Genomic DNA, 17,574 nt, shown 5'->3' on the forward strand with positions numbered 1-17,574 from the left:
CGCTGCTGCAGCGGCACCGCCCAGGCGGGGATGCTCTTGGGGGCATCCCCGCCTGGGCCTTTAACTACTGCCCCTCAGTTAACAGCGCAGCACCGCAGGCTAGGTGTACTAACCCGGTTGGTTGGTGACACGGCTGACTGGTGAGGCGCCTTTGAGTGCGGTGTGGGGCCTGCGGCGATTGTAGTACTGGATGAAGTCCGGGTAGCAGGCTTGCCGTTCGGCTTCTGAGCCGTAGGCCCTGGCGTAGGCCCATTCCTCCTGCAGGATGCGGTTGAACCGCTCAACCTTCCCGTTGGTCTGTGGCCGGTATGGTCTGGTGCGTTTGTGCCTGATCCCGGCCTCGGCCAGGACAGCGGCGAAGGCACGGGAGCGGTAGCAGGAGCCGTTGTCGGTCAGGACCCGCTGGATCCTGACGCCCTGGGCGGCGAACGCGGCGATGGCGTTGCGCATGAATGCCGAGGCCGTCTCCTTGGTCTCGTCCGGCAGGATCTCGGAATAAACGAACCGGGAATGGTCGTCCACCGCGTGGTGCAAGAATGTGTAGCCGCGGACCTGGCCCCGGCCCCTGGTCCGGCCTTCAGCGAGGTTCCGGGCCCGGGCATTCGCTTCGCCCTGCACCCGCCCATGGATGCGGTGGCCGCCACCGTTCGGGATCCGGCCGAGTTTCTTGACGTCCACGTGGATCATCTCGCCCGGCCACGCGTATTCGTACCTGCGGGCGCGGTCCCGGCCACGGACTCTGATCCCTGTTGCCGGGTCGGTGAACCGCAGCGGAGGGCAGAGATAGCGGGCCAGGATGCGGTGAACCGTGGAGACGTTCAGGTGCAGGTGATAGGCGATCCGGGCAGGGCCCCACCGCCGGTTCACCCGCAGTCCGAGCACACGCCTCTCGGTGCGCACCCGGGTCCGGTGCGGGCAGGTCAACGGCCGGCTCCGCCGGTCCTGCAGCCCAGCCTCTCCCAACTCCCGGTAGCGGCGGGACCAGCGCGCGGCCGTCGGAACGGAAACGTTGAACCGCTCAGCAGCCCGGCGCAACGGCCACCCATCAACCACGATGCAACGGGCCAGCTGCCGACGCCCCGAATGAGCCAAAAACGCGTTACGGTGGGACACGAGGACCTCCTGGTTTGTGTTCGCTCTCGACAAGCACCACACAACACCCGGAGGTCCTCTTATTGCTTCAAATCAATCCCCGTGTCACCAACCTGCCGGGACAATACAGCTAGGGATAGGGTTGGATCAACAGAAGGGGGAGTGCCTGATGGAATACCAGAACCCACAACCCGAGCCGGGCATCCGCAGCGGTGCCGCGCCGGTACCTGTCCCGGCGCCCGGACTGGGACGGACCGTAATTTCCGAGACCGCTGTTGCCAAGGTGGCCGGGATCGCCGCCCGCGCCGTGCCCGGCGTCTACTCCCTGGGATCGGTACCGTCCCGTGCCCTGGGGGCCATCCGCGACGCCGTCGGCAGCTCCGACCATGCGGCCGGGGTCCGCGCCGAAGTGGGCGAAACCCAGGTGGCAGTGGATATCAGCCTCGTGGCGAGCTACGGCACGCCCTTGCATTCCCTTGCCAACCAGGTGCGCGCCGCCGTCTACCGGGCGGTGGAGGAACTGGTGGGGCTCCAGGTCATCGAGGTGAACGTCGAAGTCACCGATGTCTATGTGCCGCCGCCCGTTAAACCGGCCGCCGCCGGAAGCCCTGAAAGGGAGGCACTGCTGTGAACCTGACACTGGCAGGCGCCGCCATGGGCGCCTTCGTAGCCTTCATGTCCCTCCAGTTCGGGCTGTGGGGGTTCCTGGTAGCCCTGCTCTTCATGGCCATTGGGGCACTCCTGGGCCGCGCCGCCGAAGGGAAGCTGGACCTCCGCGGTGTCCTGGACGCCATCATCGGCCGGCGCTCATCATCATGAGCACGCCCGCCCCGGCGCTGCGGGGACAGGCGCTCAGCGGCCATAACCGCATCAGCACGCAGGCGCTGACAAGCCTTGCCAAGGCAGCGGCTGCTGCGGCGCTCGACGTCGACGCCCAGGACGTGCGGGCAGACTGGACGGACGACGACGGCCTGCTGGCTTTGTCCCTCGTCACGCCCATCAGCATCCCGCCTCTAAGAAGCGTTGTCCAGGATCCTACGCGGGTGGAGAGGTTCGGCGGTTCCATCTGGGACCGGACTGTCGAGGCTAAAACCCGTATCCTGGAAACCGTCACGGAGCTCAGCGGTGCCCGGTTGAGCAGGGTGGATATCCGCATCAGCGGTGCAAGGATCAGTGAAGGGGGCCGGGTCCGGTGAGCAGCAGGGTGGACGCCGGAGCCAGGCGGTCGCGGCGCGAGGGGGACCGCCGTGCCGCAGGCCAGGGGCCGGACATGCGCCGGGTGGCGTACCGGGAAACGCACTCCTCGCGTGCCGCGGTGGCCATCGTCGCTGCCGTCCTGGTCATGGTGCTGGCGGCCTACGGACTCCTGGAAGCAGCGGTTCATGCCATCGGCCAGCCTGCCTGGCTGATCGAGCCCCAGGTTGCCGCGCAACGCATCGTGGAGCTCCCCGCCGGGATCCCGCCGCTGCTGCTGGGCGCTGTCGGCGCGGTCCTGGCGATGGCCGGCCTGATCTTCGTGCTCAACGGGATACTTCCGGGACGGCGGGCACGCCACCTCCTCGCTGGCGCCGGGCACGCATCCGGTGGCCCCGCCGTCGTGGTTGACGATGAAGTCATCGCCTCATCGCTTGCCCGCCGGGCCCGCCTGGCGGCGAACGTGACCCCGGAGCAGGTAATGGTGGTTGTTTCCCAGCGCCAGGTGCTGGTGAACGTCAGGCCCACGTCCGGAGTGCCGGTGGACGGGGGGACAGTCCTCGCCGCCGTCCAGGATGAGCTGGACCAAATGGAACTGGAACCGTCACCCGAAGCCCGGGTCAATGTAACGCCAACGGGAGTGATCGGGGCATGAACAGCACACCAAGCCTCCTCAACCGGATCCTCCTCACCGTTTTGGGGCTGATGCTCCTTGCCGCCGGCATCCTGCTGGTGCTTCTGGCGACCGTCCCGCCCGTGGGTGCCTGGTGGCAGTCCTGGTCCCCGGGGATCTGGGACGGAATCAACCAGGCCTTCAACGCCACCAGGTTCCCGGGACGCACCGAAAGCTGGCTGTGGATTGTGGTGGCCCTGGTCCTTCTGCTGCTGATCGGGCTTATGGTGGCCTGGATTGCCCAGCAGGGCAAGGGCCGGTCCAACCTGTTGGCCGCCGAATACGATCCGGGCGATGTTCCCGGTGACGTCCGCATCGGCGGGGGAGTCGCGGAACAGGCCCTCAAGCATGCACTGGCGGGACGGCCGGACCTCGCCGGTTCCACGGTAGCCACCTATGACGTCAAGGGGTCACCCGCGCTGAAAGTCCGGCTGCTGCCGCGCCAGGGCGTGGCGCCGCACCTGCTGGCAGCAGAGATCGCCGGCCTGCTCGCTGCGCTCGAAGCGGTAGTCGGCAAGGAAACGCCGGTCCTGATCCACATTGGTGCGGGGGCACGGACACGCTTCGGCCGTGCCGAGCGCGTCCGCTGACCGCCCTATACCCGCTCCAGGTAGACAGCACAGTCGACCGGTACCTCCTGCACCGCAGCCAGCTCTTCAGCGGGAACAGGTCCACTGGCCAGAGCCACCCTGTATCCCGCGGGAATGGGAGCCGACGCGAATCCCATGTTCGCCAGGACCAGGACATCCCCGTTGCGGAACGCCAGCACCCCGGCGTCCGGTGCATGGAGGTCGTCCCATTCCAGGCTGCCCAGGCCCAGCCTGCGCCCCGAGCGGAAGGCCAGGGCAGCTTTGTAGAGCTCCAGGGTGGAGCCCTCCTCTCCTTCCTGCTGGTCTGCAGCAAGGGGTCCGAAACTCTCCGGCTGCGGCAGCCATGGCTGTGCCTGGCTGTGCCGGGACGAGAAGCCGTAACCGGGCAGGTCGGCGGCCCAGGGCAGCGGCACCCGGCAGCCGTCCCGGCCAATCTCGGCACCTTTCGTGCGGAAGAAGGTGGGATCCTGCCGCGCTTCTGCCGGAAGAGTGGTGTGTTCCGGAAGGCCCAGTTCCTCGCCCTGGTACAAGTACGCGGAACCCGGCAGCGCCAGGGACACCAGCGTGGCGGCACGGGCCCGGGCCAGTCCCAGGGCGGAGTCCGGCTGCTCATCATCCGCGGCCAGCCCCTTGGGAAATGTCGTGGGGTCGGAAAGCCCGAACCGGGTGGGATGCCGCACGGTGTCATGGTTGCTCAGCACCCAGGTGCACGGTGCCCCCACTGAGGAGGCCGCTGCCAGGGAAGCGTCGATGGCGGCCGCCATCCGCTCCGCATCCCAGCCCGCGAGCAGGAAATCGAAGTTGAAAGCCTGCTGCATCTCGTCCGGCCGCACGTAGCGGGCCAGCCGTTCCGCCGGTTCCACCCAGGCTTCGGCCACCATCATCCGGTCGCTGCCGTACTCCGCCAGCACCCGGTGCCAGTTCCGGTAGATGTCGTGCACGCCCTCCTGGTCGAAGAAGGGCGACGGCGGGTAGACCGGGGAGACGGCACGGTGCGGTTCCTCGGCGTCGGTATGTGCGCCCGGCGCGTCACCGGGCGGCAGCGCCAGGCTGTGCGTTCCTTCCACCATGGACGCCGCTCCGTCCCAGTCGGGAAGGCCCTTTTCCTTGACCATGCCGTGGGCAACGTCCACCCTGAAACCGTCCACGCCGCGGTCCAGCCAGAACCGGAGGACGGAACGCATCTCCTCGTGGACCTCGGGATTCTCCCAGTTGAGGTCGGGCTGCCTGGTGTCGAACAGGTGGAGGTACCATTCACCGGGCGAACCGTCCGGTCCCGCAACGCGGCTCCACGCCGGGCCGCCGAAAATAGACTTCCAGTTGTTGGGTGCCCGGTTGCCGTCCCCGGACCCCGGCATACTGTCCTTCCCGGGACGGAAGATGTAACGGTCCCGTTCGGGGGAGCCGGGCGCAGCCCTGAGAGCAGCCTGAAACCAGGCATGCTCATCGGAGGTGTGGTTGGGAACCAGGTCCACGATGACCTTCAGGCCCCGGCTGTGAGCATCCTGCAACATTGCATCGAAGTCGTCGAGGGACCCGAAGAGCGGGTCCACCTGACGGTAGTCCGCAACGTCGTACCCGCCGTCGGCCTGCGGCGACTTATAGAAGGGGGAGAGCCAGACGGCGTCCACTCCCAGCTTCTCGAGATAGGGCAGGCGTTCTGTCACACCGCGCAGGTCACCCATGCCGTCCCCGTTTCCGTCAGCGAAGGAACGCGGGTAGATCTGGTAGACGACGGCGTCTGCCCACCACTCCGGCCGGGGCTGGCCGGAAGCGCGAACGGCCTGGTTGGACATTTGGTTCCCCTCAGATAACTTTTTGATGTAAACGCTTGCATTGCACGCAGCAACCTTACTAGTGTGACAGTCACCACATCAACCTCACCTAGCAAGCGCACTGTCGACTTACTTGTCACTCAGCGAGGAGCTTCAAGCTAATGAAAACCCCTAGATTCCTTCTTCCGGTCGCCACTGCCGGCGTCCTGGCCCTGTCCCTGTCCGCATGTGCGGGCGGTGGCGGCGGAACCACGGGCGGTGGCGGCGGCGACGCCGAGGCAAACCTTGACAGCCGGGGTCCCATTACCTACGTGCAGGGCAAAGACAACAGCAACGTGGTCCGTCCGCTGATCGAGAAGTGGAACGCTGCGCACCCGGACGAGAAAGTCACGTTCAAGGAGCAGACTGACCAGGCTGACCAGCAGCACGATGACCTGGTGCAGAACTTCCAGGCCAAGAATGCTGACTATGACGTCGCAAGCGTGGACGTCGTCTGGACCGCCGAATTCGCCGCAAAGGGCTGGCTGCAGCCGCTCAAGGACAAAATGGCGATCGAAACCACGGGCATGCTTGAGCCCACGGTTGAGGCTGGTTCCTACAAGGGGACCCTGTATGCAGCCCCGGTTTCCTCCGACGGCGGCATCCTCTACTACCGCAAGGACCTGGTTCCCGAGCCGCCCAAGACCTGGGACGAAATGATGGAGATGTGCTCCATCGCCGAGGCCAACAACATGGGCTGCTACTCCGGCCAGTTCAAGCAGTATGAAGGCCTGACGGTCAATGCTTCCGAAGCCATCAACTCAGCCGGCGGTTCCGTCCTTAACGACGAGGGCAAGCCGAACCTGAACACCCCCGAGGCCGAGGAAGGCCTTAACAACCTGATCGAAGCCTTCAAGAACGGGAACATCCCTGCTGAGGCCATCACCTACCAGGAAGAGGAAAGCCGCCGCGCTTTCCAGGAAGGCAAGCTGCTGTTCCTCCGCAACTGGCCTTACGTCTACAACCTGGCCACCACCGAAGGCTCCTCCCAGGTTAAGGACAAGCTGGGAATGACTGCCCTCCCCGGCAAGGACGGCCCGGGCGCTTCGTCCCTGGGTGGCCACAGCGCCGCCATCAGCGTCTACTCGGACCACAAGGCCACGGCCCTGGACTTCGTGAAGTTCCTGATCGAGGAAGAGCAGCAGAAGTTCTTTGCAACCCAGGGTTCCCTGGCTCCGGTCTTCGGCTCCCTGTACGAGGACCAGGAACTGGTCGCCAAGCTTCCGTACCTGCCGGTCCTGAAGACCTCCATCGAGAACGCTGTGCCCCGTCCGGTCACCCCGTTCTACCCTGCAGTCACCCAGGCAATCCAGGAGAATGCCTACGCGGCCCTGAAGGGTGAAAAGCCCGCCAAGGACGCACTGTCCGACATGCAGAAGTCCATCGAGTCCGCTGGCGCAGGATCGCAGTAAATCATGGCAACCGAATTGGGCCCGACGCCGGTCAAGAAGCCGGCGTCGGGCGCGCCCGATGTACACCACGGTCCCAAGGGCGTAGGCGAAGACAACGCCATCCTCAGCCAGGGCAAATGGGCCTCCTGGCTGCTGGCACCCACCATCATCGCCCTGGGCATCGTGATCGTTTACCCGATCATCAGCGCCATCGTGATGTCCTTCCAGAAGGACGCGGGACTGGACCCTGCCACCGGCCTCTTCACCGCAGGCGGGCCGGCCGGTATCCAGAACTACGTGAACTGGCTTGGACAGCAGTGTGCAGCACCGGGCGGCGGCACCGTCGCCTGCCCGCCGGGCACCCTGGGCGGCCAGTTCTGGACCGCCACGGGCACCACCTTCCTCTTCACGGTGATCACCGTAGCCTTCGAAACCGTCCTCGGTTTCTGGATGGCCATGATCATGGCACGCACCTTCAAGGGCCGCAGCCTGGTCCGTGCGGCCGTGCTGGTGCCGTGGGCCATCCCCACCGCCGTCACCGCCCAGCTGTGGCTGTTCATGTTCGACTTCAACGGCATCATCAACAAGCTGTTCAACGCCTCCATCCTCTGGACCGGCAGCGAATGGCCGGCCAAGTGGGCAGTGATTATTGCCGATACCTGGAAGACCACGCCGTTCATGGCGCTCCTGATCCTTGCCGGCCTGCAAATGATCCCCGCAGAGGTCTACGAGGCATCAAAGGTTGACGGTGCCAGTGCTTGGCAGCGCTTCCGCCTGATCACTTTGCCGCTGGTGAAGCCGGCGCTGATGGTTGCCATCCTGTTCCGCACCCTGGATGCCCTCAGGATGTTCGACCTTCCGTACATCCTGACCGGTGGTGCGAACAACACCACCACGCTGTCCATCCTGGTGATCAACCAGATCAGGCAAGGCTTCAACTCTGCGGCCGCGCTCTCCACCATCACGTTCCTGATCATCTTCCTGGTGGCGTTCATCTTTGTCCGCTTCCTTGGCGCGAATGTTGTGGAACAAAGCGGAGCCACCGGTAAGGGGAAGAAATGACAACCACAGCCGCTTCCGCCAATTTACGGGCGCAGCAGGACAAGGGCCGCAAGGCTTCGCAGAACCGGGAAAAATGGGCGAGCGTCCGGACCTACATCAGCGCTGCCGTCATCCTGATCTGGTGCCTTGCGCCGGCGTACTGGATGGTCGTAACGGCCTTCCGTGAAGTCGGGTTCACCTACGACACCACGCCCTGGCCCACGCACGTGACGCTTGACAACTTCATCACGGCGTTCGACACCTCGTTCGGCAACAAGTTCGGCCAAGCACTGCTGAACAGCATCATCATCGGTGTGACCGTCACCGTGGTTTCGCTGATCATCGGCGTGTTCGCGGCGTACGCCCTTGCACGCCTGAACTTCCGGTTCAAGTACCTGGTGCTGGGCTTCATCCTGGGCGCGTCCATGTTCCCGGGCGTTGCCCTTATCACCCCGCTGTTCCAGCTGTTCACCAACATCGGCTGGATGGGCACCTACCAGGCGCTGATCATCCCGAACATCTCCTTCGTCCTGCCGCTGACGGTCTACACGCTGACCTCCTTCTTCCGCGAGATGCCGTGGGAGCTTGAAGAATCAGCGCGCGTCGATGGCTGCACCCAGGGGCAGGCGTTCCGGAAGGTGATCATGCCGCTGGCCGCACCGGCCATCTTCACCACCGCCATCCTTGCTTTCATCTCCTCCTGGAATGAGTTCCTGATCGCCAGCCAGCTCTCCAATGAGGCCACGAAACCGGTGACGGTTGCCATCGCCAGCTTTGCCGGCGCGCAGCCCAACCAGATTCCGTACACCGCGATCATGGCCGCGGGCACCATCGTCACCATTCCGCTGGTGATCCTGGTGCTTGTGTTCCAGCGCAAGATCGTGGCCGGCCTGACTGCGGGTGCAGTCAAGTGACCCGCGATGCTTCCCGCTCCCGCTCCACGGGGGCGGGAAGCGACCGCAGGCGCGTCCGGTCCGGCGAGGACTTTGACATCATCATCGGATTCCTTGGCTTTTGGGCCCTGGTCCTGCTGGTGGTCACGGTCTGGATGGAAGTGACTGCGCAGCCTGCGCTCGGCTGGGCCCTGGGGCTGCTGGCCACACTCCTGGCGCTCTACGGCATGATCCGTTTGCGCCGGAAGCTCCCCGAACGCAGGTAGCCGGGGGAAGGCCATGACCGTCACGGTTTAACGCTGCGTGGCCGGGGAGTGCGAAGATACGAAGGCTCGGAGGGCCAGCGCAGGGCGAGCGGCAGCTTCATGCTGCATGGAGTTATTGAGGGGACACGGTGGCACGCACAACAGAAAGATCCCAAAGGGGCGGCCACTCGGGAGTCAGCATCGAGGACGTTGCGGCAGCCGCCGGTGTCTCCACCGCCACAGTTTCCCGGGCCGTCCGTGGCCTGCCCCGCGTATCGCCGGCCACCCGCGAACGTATCCTTGAAGTAGCCGGGAACCTGGGCTATGTCGCCTCGTCCTCTGCGTCCGGGCTCGCTACCGGCCGCACCAAGACCATCGGCGTGCTGGCCCCATTCGTCAGCCGCTGGTTCTTTTCCAAGGCCATTGAAGGGGCTGACCGGGAACTCCATGCCCGGCAGTACAACCTTTCCCTGTTCAACCTCGGCGGCCACGGCAGCAACCGGGAGCGGCTCTTCAGCAAGACCATGGTCTACAAGCAGATTGACGCCCTGCTGGTCCTCTGTATGGCACTGACGCATGAGGAGCTGGACCACCTTCAGAAGATCGACATCCCGCTGGTGGTGGTGGGCGGACACGTCGAGGAATGCGCCTACATCGGCATTGACGACTACGCCGCCGCTTCCACTGCCGTGCGGCACCTGATCGACCTGGGCCATCGCGATATCGCACTGCTCCACGGTGACGACGAGACGGACCTGAACTTCGACGTTCCCAGGGTCCGGATCCTCGCCTTCAAGGACGTCATGACGGCCGCCGGCCTGCCCACCCGTCCCGAGTGGGACGAATGGGGCGACTTCACGGTCCGCAGCGGGCAGGAGGCCTTCCGCCGGTTGTGGGCACGGCCAGGTGCCAAACCCACCGCCATCTTCTGCGCCTCCGACGAGATGGCCATGGGCGTTATCTTCGAGGCCCAGCGCATCGGCGTCCGCGTACCGGAGGAACTGTCGGTCGTGGGGATCGACAACCACGATTTTGCCGACGCCATGGGCCTGACCACCGTGGGGCAGCGGCCCGACGAACAGGCCGAGCTGGCCACCAAGATGCTCCTTGACGAACTGGACGGGCAGGTTGGTGCCGTGAAGTCCGCCGTAGCGCCCCATGAACTGATTGTCAGGAGGACGACGGCGCCGCCCCAGTCGTAGGACTGCGGCACCTGCGGCATGCCCACCCCGGCAGGGGCGGGCGGCGTCAGGACGCGCGCGCCAGCTGCCGGATGGGGATCCAGCGCGAGGCCAGGCGCCGGTAGGCCGCCGCAGCCCCGGTCATGTCGCCCTCCGCGAGGCATTCGATGCCCAGCCGGATGTCCATCGGGGATTCGTCCGGATACACCTTGTCCGCCACGGCACCGTAGTCCAGCTCCACCATCGATTCCACATGGAACTGCTCGAGCCACTCGGTGAGCTGGGCGAGGTCGTCCAGCATGTCCAGGTCCGGGGCCGCCAGGGCCAGGTTGGCAACCGCGTAGCGGGCCCGTTCCAGGGCATCGGTGATCGAAGCCCAGACCCGGACGGTGAGGATGCGGCCGGCCGCCTCCACCACGTCCTTGTGGTCAGACTCCATGAAAAGCGAAAACCAGCTGAACGGGATCCCCCAGGTTGACGCCCGGGTATGCACCCTGATGGAGCCGTCCCGGGCCTTGACCTGGTCGATCCGTTCCTGGTGCTTGTCCCGCTGTTCCTCGGGGATCAGCAGTTCCGCGAGCGGGCCGTGGATCCCCTCCATCAGCGCGTTGGCTGCCAGGCCGGCACGGAGGACCAGCTGGCTGGGGCAGTACAGCAGCACCGGCTCGGCGTCAGCGCCGTCGTCGGCGGCTCCGCCCTGGGACGCCGGGGCGGTGGTGACCCGCACCAGGTCGGTGCGTCCGGTGGGAAACGGGTCACCGCCTGAACGCGTGATGCGCCCCAGCGAGGCGAGCAGTTCGGCGTTTTCGACGGCGGCACGCGAGGCTGTGCGTGCACCCGCCGCCTGGATGGCGGCGCGCTGCTCTTCCGGGAACGCGTCCAGCGGCTCGTAGACCCGCAGCGTGGAGGAAAAAGGCAGGCCTGCCTGGCCCCGGTAGAGGTTTCCCGTCATCGCGGTCTCCTTGTCTGGGTCCAGGTGGCTGTCATCAATCCGCCAGTTCCACCAGTACGGGGGCGTGGTCCGAGGCGCCCTTGCCCTTGCGTTCCTCGCGGTCAATGGAGGCGCCGGTAACCCGGCTGGCCAGTGCGGGGGAGGCGAGGACAAAGTCGATGCGCATGCCCTCGCGTTTGGGGAAGCGCAGCTGGGTGTAGTCCCAGTAGGTGTAGACGCCGGGGCCGGGAGTGAAGGGGCGCACCACATCGGTGAAGCCCGCTGATTCGAAGGCGTGGAAAGCGGCACGCTCGGGCGGGCTGACGTGGGTGTACCGGTTGTTCACGAACAGGTCGATGTCCCAGACGTCCTCGTCGAAGGGTGCGATGTTCCAGTCGCCCATCAACGCCACCTGGGCCTTCGGGTCCTCGGCCACCAGCCTCTGCGCGTGCGTCTTGAGGCTTTCCAGCCATTTGAGCTTGTAGGGCATGTGCTCGTCGTCCAGCGACCGGCCGTTGGGAACGTACAGGCTCCAGATCCGGATGCCGGCGCACGTGGCTGCCATGGCACGGGCCTCCTGTACGGGATCCTTGCCGGCCTTGCCGAAGGAAGGCTGGTCGAGGAAGGTCCGTTCGACGTCCTCCAGGCCTACCCGGGACGCGATGGCCACGCCGTTCCACTGGTTCACACCAAAGTGGGCCACCTCGTAGCCCATCCGCTCAAACAGTTCCCACGGGAAGTTATCGTCCTTGCACTTGGTCTCCTGGATGGCCAGGACGTCGCAGTCGCTGCGCTGAAGCCAGGCTTCGACGCGGTCTGCGCGGGCACGGAGCGAATTTACATTCCAGGTAGCTATCTTCACAGTTCCTAACTTACCGTGGCAGCACTGCAGCAGGTAAAGCAGGACGGGGCCTGCAGGAGTGCCGGCGGAGCGGATGCCCGGCTGATGGAACTTAGTTGGAAGTCCGAGTATATTCGCAACCAGAAATGACCTGGGCCACAAACCGGAACACTGCGAAGGAGCATCAGCCATGGTGCGCGAGCTGTCCCATTACGTCGGAGGCCGGCATGCCGAGGGGAGGTCCGGACGGTTCGGGGACGTCTTCGACCCCTGTACGGGCCGCGTCCAGGCCCGGGTTCCGCTGGCCGGCCGCGACGAGGTACAGGAGGCTATAGCAGCCGCCGCCCATGCACAGCCAGCCTGGGCGGCCATGAACCCCCAGCGGCGGGCACGGATCCTCCTGAAGTTCGTCGACCTGGTGAACTCGCAGATGGACGAGTTGGCGCGGTTGCTGTCCTCCGAGCACGGCAAGACCGTTGCCGACTCCAAGGGGGACATCCAGCGCGGCCTGGAAGTGGTGGAGTTCGCCGCCGGGGCTCCCCACCTGGTCAAGGGCGAATTCTCCACTGACGCCGGGGCCGGCATCGACATCCATTCACTCCGCCAGCCGCTCGGCGTCGTGGCCGGCATCACGCCGTTCAACTTCCCGGCCATGATCCCCCTGTGGAAGTCCGGCCCCGCCCTGGCCGCGGGCAACGCCTTCATCCTCAAACCTTCCGAGCGGGACCCCTCGGTACCGCTCCGGCTCGCGGAACTCTACAGCGAGGCGGGCGTGCCGGACGGCGTGTTCAGCGTGGTCAACGGGGACAAGGAAGCCGTGGACGCCATCCTCGAGGACCCGCGGATCAAGGCGGTCGGCTTTGTTGGTTCCACCCCGATAGCCCAGTACATCTATGCGACGGCGGCCGCGCACGGGAAGCGGGCGCAGTGCTTCGGTGGCGCCAAGAACCACATGGTGGTCATGCCGGACGCGGACCTGGACCAGGCTGCGGACGCCCTGATCGGTTCGGGTTACGGCTCCGCCGGCGAACGGTGCATGGCCATTTCCGTGGCAGTGCCGGTAGGCAGGGAAACCGCGGACCGGCTGGTGGAAAAACTCCAGGAACGGATCAAGGACCTCCGGGTCGGCTCCAGCATGGCGCCGGATTCGGACTTCGGGCCCGTGGTGTCAGCCGCTGCCAAGGAACGCATCGAGGGCTACATCAGGTCAGGCGTGGACGACGGCGCCACCCTCCTGGCCGACGGCCGCGGGTTCACGGTGGAAGGCTATGAGGACGGTTTCTGGGTGGGTCCCACCCTCTTCGACAACGTCACCCCGGACATGGCGGTGTACCGCGACGAGATTTTCGGGCCGGTCCTCAGCGTGGTCCGGGCGTCCGGCTACGAGGAAGCACTGCGGCTCTGCACGGACAACCCGTACGGCAACGGCGTTGCCATCTTTACCCGCGACGGCGACGCGGCCCGGGATTTCGCCACCCGCGTGGACGTCGGCATGGTGGGCATCAATGTCCCCATCCCGGTGCCCTTGGCCTATTACACGTTCGGCGGCTGGAAGGCGTCCGGCTTCGGCGACCTGAACCAGCACGGCGCGGACGCCTTCCGGTTCTACACCAAGACCAAGACCGTCACCACGCGCTGGCCCTCCGGAATCAGGCAGGGATCCAGCTTCGTCATGCCGGAAGGAAGCTGATGGCAGAACGTGCAACGGACGGGCCGGAGGTGCTGTTCGAACGGCGGGGCGCGCTGGCGGTGATTACCCTGAACAGGCCTCGGGCGGTTAACGCATTGACCGCGGGCATGGTGGGCATGATGCTGGAGCAGCTCACCGCGTGGGCGGACGACGACGGCGTGGCCACCGTCCTGGTCCAGGGCGCCGGAGAGCGGGGCCTCTGTGCGGGCGGGGACATCGTGGCCATCTACGAGGACATCCCGCACGGCGGCCACCGGACTGCTGACTTCTGGCAGTCTGAGTACCGGATGAACTCCCTGATAGCGCGCTACCCCAAACCGTACGTGGCCCTCATGGACGGCCTGGTCCTCGGCGGTGGGGTGGGCATTTCCGCCCATGGTTCCGTCCGCGTGGTCACCGAGCGGACCAGGACCGGGATGCCGGAAACCACCATTGGCTTTGCCCCCGACGTCGGCGGGACCTTCCTGCTCGCCCGTGCACCGGGGGAGACGGGAACCCATGCGGCGCTGACGGGAGCGCACCTGGACGGACCGGACGCCTTGTACCTGGGCCTCGCGGACCATTACGTACCGTCCGCCCGGTTGCCCGGCTTGGTGGCGGCGCTCGAAAGCGAAAGCCCGGAAGCCGCCGTCGGACGCTGTGCCGGGGAGGCCCCGCCCTCCGCCCTGGCGGCCCAGCGGGAGTGGATTGACGCCTGCTACGCGGAACCGGACGCCGGGGATATCGTCCGCAGGCTCCGCTCCTGGCAGGGCAGCGGCGCTGCGGAGGCGCAGCAAGCCGCGGAGGCGATTGAGGCAAAATCGCCGACGTCGGTCAAGGTGACGCTGGAATCGCTCCGCCGTGCCCGCGGATTGAGCCTGGATGAGGCCCTCGCCGAGGAATACCGCGTGGGCCTGCGCTTCCTCGCCGGCGCTGACTTCCGGGAGGGCATCCGCGCCCAGGTGGTGGACAAGGACCGTACGCCGCGCTGGCAGCCGCCCACCCTCGGCGAGGTGCGCCCGCAGCATGTTGCCCGCTACTTCCAGCCGCTGGACGGCGGGGAACTGGATCTTGGTAAGGCGTTGGACAGGGGTTCAGCGATGGACAGCGGTACAGCGTTGGACAGCGGTACAGCGTTGGACAGGGTTACAGCGGCAGACCGGCAGTTAAAGGAGACGGACCATGCCTGACAAGTACACCGTGGCGTTCCTGGGCCTGGGACACATGGGCGTTCCGATGGCCGCGAACCTGGTAACGGCAGGGCACACCGTGGCCGGCTACGACGTCGTGCCTGCCGCGCTCGAGGCAGCCCGGTCCAGGCAGATTCCGGTGGCAGCCGGCGCCGCCGACGCACTCGCCGGTGCCGACGTGGTGTTGACCATGTTCCAAAGCGGCCAGCAGGTGCTCGATGCCTACCGCGGGACCGGCGGCGGGCCCGGCCTGCTGGCGGCAGCCGCGCCGGGCACCATGTTCCTGGACTGCTCCACCATCAACGTTGACGAGGCACGCGAGGCGGCCCGGCTGGCAATCGAGGCAGGACACCGCTCCGTGGACGCCCCCGTTTCCGGCGGCGTGGTGGGTGCCGAGGCGGGAACCCTTACCTTCATGGTGGGCGCCGGGGACGATGACTTCGAGGCCGTCCGGCCCCTGCTGGAGGTGATGGGAAAGCGGGTGGTGCACTGCGGTGCCCACGGCGCCGGCCAGGCAGCGAAGGTCTGCAACAACCTCATCCTTGGCGTATCCATGATCGCAGTCAGCGAGGCCTTCGTCCTGGGGGAGAAGCTGGGCCTCAGCCACCAGGCACTGTTCGACGTTGCATCGGCGGCCTCCGGCCAATGCTGGGCCTTGACCACCAACTGTCCCGTCCCCGGCCCCGTCCCCACCAGCCCGGCCAACCGCGACTACCAGCCCGGATTCGCCGGTGCGCTGATGGCCAAGGACCTCAACCTTGCCGTCAACGCCCTGCGCAGCACCGGCGTGACAGGGCGGATGGGGCAGCTTGCAGCGGAAATCTACGATACGTTTGCCGCGGAAGGCGGTGCCGGCCGCGACTTCTCAGCGATCATCACAGACATCCGGGAAAAGTCCGCCACAGGGGCTCCGGCGGCGTACGGAACGGCTCCGCCACCGGATGCCGCCGGGCCGGGCGCAACAACGGCGGGTACAGCAACGGGTAATGCGCCAACAGCACACGACGACGGGAGTCCTGAATGACGGAGTACCACAACATCCTGGTGGAGCAGCAGGGGCGGGTGGGGCTGGTCACCCTCAACCGGCCGCAGGCGCTGAACGCGCTGAACAAGGCCACCATGGAGGAACTGGTCTCCGCGGTCACCGCGATGGACTCGGACCCCGGGGTGGGCGCCGTGGTGATCACCGGATCCGGCAAAGCCTTCGCCGCCGGCGCCGACATCAAGGAGATGGCGGCGCAGGGCTACATGGACATGTACGCGGCCGACTGGTTCCGCGGGTGGGAGGACCTCACCCGCCTGCGGATCCCCACCATCGCCGCGGTCTCCGGTTTCGCCCTGGGCGGCGGCTGTGAGCTGGCCATGATGTGCGACCTCATCATCGCCGGCGACAACGCCAAGTTCGGCCAGCCCGAGATCAACCTGGGGGTGCTGCCCGGCATGGGCGGATCCCAGCGACTGACCCGCGCAGTGGGCAAGGCCAAAGCCATGGACCTGATCCTGACGGGCAGGTTCATCGGGGCCGAAGAGGCCGAACGCAGCGGCCTGGTGTCCCGGGTTGTCCCCGCCGAGGACGTCGTGGGGGAAGCCCTCAAAGCAGCCGAGGTCATCGCGTCAAAGTCGAAGCCGGTGGCCATGGCAGCCAAGGAGGCCGTGAACGCCGCCTTCGAAACCGGGCTCGCACAGGGCGTCCTGTTCGAGCGCCGGCTCTTCCACTCCCTCTTTGCCACGGAGGACCAGAAGGAAGGCATGGCGGCATTCACGGAGAAGCGCCAGCCGGCTTTCAAGCACCGGTAAGGGCCTGCGACTCCCGGTAGGCCGCGAGATCGCGTTCCATTTCCTCCGCCATCAGGTGGTTGTTGATGACGACGGCGGTCCACGCTGCTGATGCGGCAGAGGCCAGCACCTGCGCCTTCATGTCCGTGACGTTGCCCGCGGCCCAGACGCCGGGAACCGCCGTGGCGCCGTCGGCATCCGTTTCAAGGTAGTCACCGATGCCCATGGGGTGCGGTGACGGGGACAGGCCAAGGCCGGTAAAGGCATGGAGGCGGGCGGAGGTCCGCGCACCCACCACCAGGGCGTCCAGGGCAACCTCGGGACCCCCGGCCAGTGCCACTCCGCGCAGGGCGTCGCCTTCCACCCGAAGGGTTTCCACGGCGCCGGCGACGACCTTGACGCCCCGCGCTGCCAGTTGTTCGAGCTCCGGTTCCGAGGGAATGGTGCGGTCATTGAGGAACAGGGTGATGTTGCTGCTCCATTGCCGGAACAGCAGTCCCTGGTGAACCGACCACGGCCCGTTGCCCAGGATGCCGATCGCCTGGTCCTGCACCTCCCAGCCGTGGCAGAACGGGCAGTGCAGTACGTCCTTGCCCCACCGCTCCCGCAAGCCGGGAATGTCCGGCAGTTCGTCCACCAGGCCGGTGGCAATGAGGAGCCGCCGGCCGCGGAGCCGACTGCCGTCGTCGAGCGTTACCCCAAAGCCCTGCCGCACGTCGCCGGTGGCGGCAGTTGCCTCTCCGCGGAGGATCACTCCGCCGTAGCTCGCCACCTCCGCCCGTCCGGCGGCCAGCAGGGCTGCGGGGCTGATTCCGTCACGGGAGAGGAAGCCGTGGACACCTTGTGCCGGTGCGTTCCGCGGATCACCGCTGTCCACCACCACCACGGACCGGCGGCTTCGACCCAGCATCTGGGCTGCACTGAGGCCGGCGGCACCGCCGCCGACGATGACGACGTCGTAGAAGGGATCACGGGAGCTGGATGGGGCATTTTCAGTCATGGGTCCATGGTCTGGCGAAGGCGTCGGTTTCCGCAAACAACTTTGCCGTTATG

At 66.4% G+C, this 17,574-nt stretch carries 19 protein-coding genes; 14 read left to right on the plus strand and 5 right to left on the minus strand.

Annotation, left to right across the window (positions count from 1 at the left end; genetic code table 11):
- Positions 1–108 precede the first annotated feature (108 nt).
- Positions 109–1,113 (minus strand): IS481 family transposase, encoded by a 1,005-nt coding sequence (locus ACJJV6_RS10560; RefSeq protein WP_407708878.1) that lies wholly within the window; start codon positions 1,111–1,113, stop codon positions 109–111.
- A 148-nt stretch (positions 1,114–1,261) separates the two neighbouring features.
- On the opposite strand from ACJJV6_RS10560, the gene ACJJV6_RS10565 reads away from it, so the two are divergent.
- From ACJJV6_RS10565 to ACJJV6_RS10585, 5 genes are read left to right on the plus strand one after another with little or no spacing between them, the layout of a single operon-like run.
- On the plus strand, positions 1,262–1,723 hold the full coding sequence (locus tag ACJJV6_RS10565; RefSeq protein ID WP_407708879.1) for an Asp23/Gls24 family envelope stress response protein: 462 nt from the start codon (positions 1,262–1,264) through the stop codon (positions 1,721–1,723).
- Positions 1,720–1,911, plus strand: coding sequence for a DUF2273 domain-containing protein (locus tag ACJJV6_RS10570; protein WP_009357231.1), 192 nt, complete (start codon positions 1,720–1,722; stop codon positions 1,909–1,911). The genes ACJJV6_RS10565 and ACJJV6_RS10570 overlap by 4 nt, the downstream gene beginning before the upstream one ends.
- Positions 1,908–2,288: a hypothetical protein gene (locus ACJJV6_RS10575; protein WP_407708880.1), complete on the plus strand. Its 381-nt coding sequence runs from the start codon at positions 1,908–1,910 to the stop codon at positions 2,286–2,288. The genes ACJJV6_RS10570 and ACJJV6_RS10575 overlap by 4 nt, the downstream gene beginning before the upstream one ends.
- A complete protein-coding gene (locus ACJJV6_RS10580; protein WP_407708881.1) occupies positions 2,285–2,941 on the plus strand; it encodes a hypothetical protein in 657 nt (218 codons plus the stop codon). Before ACJJV6_RS10575 ends, ACJJV6_RS10580 begins: the two co-directional genes overlap by 4 nt.
- Entirely contained in the window at positions 2,938–3,549 is a 612-nt protein-coding gene (locus tag ACJJV6_RS10585) for a hypothetical protein (protein ID WP_354177060.1), read from the plus strand. The genes ACJJV6_RS10580 and ACJJV6_RS10585 overlap by 4 nt, the downstream gene beginning before the upstream one ends.
- Before the next feature lie 5 nt (positions 3,550–3,554).
- On the opposite strand, the gene ACJJV6_RS10590 is transcribed toward ACJJV6_RS10585, so the two are convergent.
- On the minus strand, positions 3,555–5,345 hold the full coding sequence (locus ACJJV6_RS10590; RefSeq protein WP_407708882.1) for a glycoside hydrolase family 13 protein: 1,791 nt from the start codon (positions 5,343–5,345) through the stop codon (positions 3,555–3,557).
- Between the two features lie 140 nt (positions 5,346–5,485).
- On the opposite strand from ACJJV6_RS10590, the gene ACJJV6_RS10595 reads away from it, so the two are divergent.
- The 5 genes from ACJJV6_RS10595 to ACJJV6_RS10615 all read left to right on the plus strand — a co-directional run bounded on the left by ACJJV6_RS10595 (position 5,486) and on the right by ACJJV6_RS10615 (position 10,135).
- A complete protein-coding gene (locus ACJJV6_RS10595) occupies positions 5,486–6,775 on the plus strand; it encodes an ABC transporter substrate-binding protein (RefSeq protein ID WP_009357225.1) in 1,290 nt (429 codons plus the stop codon).
- A 3-nt stretch (positions 6,776–6,778) separates the two neighbouring features.
- The gene (locus ACJJV6_RS10600) at positions 6,779–7,816 is read left to right on the plus strand and encodes a carbohydrate ABC transporter permease (protein WP_009357224.1); all 1,038 of its coding nucleotides are present in this window, start codon (positions 6,779–6,781) and stop codon (positions 7,814–7,816) included.
- A complete protein-coding gene (locus tag ACJJV6_RS10605; protein ID WP_354177055.1) occupies positions 7,813–8,709 on the plus strand; it encodes a carbohydrate ABC transporter permease in 897 nt (298 codons plus the stop codon). The genes ACJJV6_RS10600 and ACJJV6_RS10605 overlap by 4 nt, the downstream gene beginning before the upstream one ends.
- A complete protein-coding gene (locus ACJJV6_RS10610) occupies positions 8,706–8,954 on the plus strand; it encodes a hypothetical protein (RefSeq protein WP_009357223.1) in 249 nt (82 codons plus the stop codon). Before ACJJV6_RS10605 ends, ACJJV6_RS10610 begins: the two co-directional genes overlap by 4 nt.
- Before the next feature lie 128 nt (positions 8,955–9,082).
- The gene (locus ACJJV6_RS10615) at positions 9,083–10,135 is read left to right on the plus strand and encodes a LacI family DNA-binding transcriptional regulator (protein WP_009357222.1); all 1,053 of its coding nucleotides are present in this window, start codon (positions 9,083–9,085) and stop codon (positions 10,133–10,135) included.
- Positions 10,136–10,181: 46 nt separating this feature from the next.
- Here ACJJV6_RS10615 and ACJJV6_RS10620 read toward each other — a convergent pair whose 3' ends face one another.
- Both ACJJV6_RS10620 and ACJJV6_RS10625 read right to left on the minus strand, forming a co-directional pair.
- Complete coding sequence (locus ACJJV6_RS10620) at positions 10,182–11,066, minus strand: hypothetical protein (RefSeq protein ID WP_133348399.1); 885 nt, start codon at positions 11,064–11,066, stop codon at positions 10,182–10,184.
- Positions 11,067–11,100: 34 nt separating this feature from the next.
- Positions 11,101–11,907 (minus strand): exodeoxyribonuclease III, encoded by an 807-nt coding sequence (locus ACJJV6_RS10625; RefSeq protein ID WP_407708883.1) that lies wholly within the window; start codon positions 11,905–11,907, stop codon positions 11,101–11,103.
- A gap of 169 nt (positions 11,908–12,076) precedes the next feature.
- On the opposite strand from ACJJV6_RS10625, the gene ACJJV6_RS10630 reads away from it, so the two are divergent.
- From ACJJV6_RS10630 to ACJJV6_RS10645, 4 genes are read left to right on the plus strand one after another with little or no spacing between them, the layout of a single operon-like run.
- Positions 12,077–13,576: a CoA-acylating methylmalonate-semialdehyde dehydrogenase gene (locus ACJJV6_RS10630; RefSeq protein ID WP_407708884.1), complete on the plus strand. Its 1,500-nt coding sequence runs from the start codon at positions 12,077–12,079 to the stop codon at positions 13,574–13,576.
- Positions 13,576–14,745: an enoyl-CoA hydratase/isomerase family protein gene (locus tag ACJJV6_RS10635; RefSeq protein WP_407708885.1), complete on the plus strand. Its 1,170-nt coding sequence runs from the start codon at positions 13,576–13,578 to the stop codon at positions 14,743–14,745. The genes ACJJV6_RS10630 and ACJJV6_RS10635 overlap by 1 nt, the downstream gene beginning before the upstream one ends.
- A complete protein-coding gene (gene mmsB / locus ACJJV6_RS10640; RefSeq protein WP_407708886.1) occupies positions 14,738–15,769 on the plus strand; it encodes a 3-hydroxyisobutyrate dehydrogenase in 1,032 nt (343 codons plus the stop codon). Before ACJJV6_RS10635 ends, mmsB begins: the two co-directional genes overlap by 8 nt.
- Positions 15,766–16,542 carry an enoyl-CoA hydratase gene (locus ACJJV6_RS10645; protein ID WP_009357218.1) on the plus strand — a complete coding sequence of 259 codons (777 nt, stop codon included), beginning with the start codon at positions 15,766–15,768 and terminating at the stop codon, positions 16,540–16,542. The genes mmsB and ACJJV6_RS10645 overlap by 4 nt, the downstream gene beginning before the upstream one ends.
- Here ACJJV6_RS10645 and ACJJV6_RS10650 read toward each other — a convergent pair.
- Positions 16,529–17,521 (minus strand): NAD(P)/FAD-dependent oxidoreductase, encoded by a 993-nt coding sequence (locus tag ACJJV6_RS10650; protein ID WP_407708887.1) that lies wholly within the window; start codon positions 17,519–17,521, stop codon positions 16,529–16,531. The two genes, ACJJV6_RS10645 and ACJJV6_RS10650, sit on opposite strands and share 14 nt — an antisense overlap.
- Positions 17,522–17,574: the final 53 nt, after the last annotated feature.

Source organism: Arthrobacter nitrophenolicus (genome assembly GCF_045833485.1).
Classification (GTDB): domain Bacteria; phylum Actinomycetota; class Actinomycetes; order Actinomycetales; family Micrococcaceae; genus Arthrobacter; species Arthrobacter nitrophenolicus.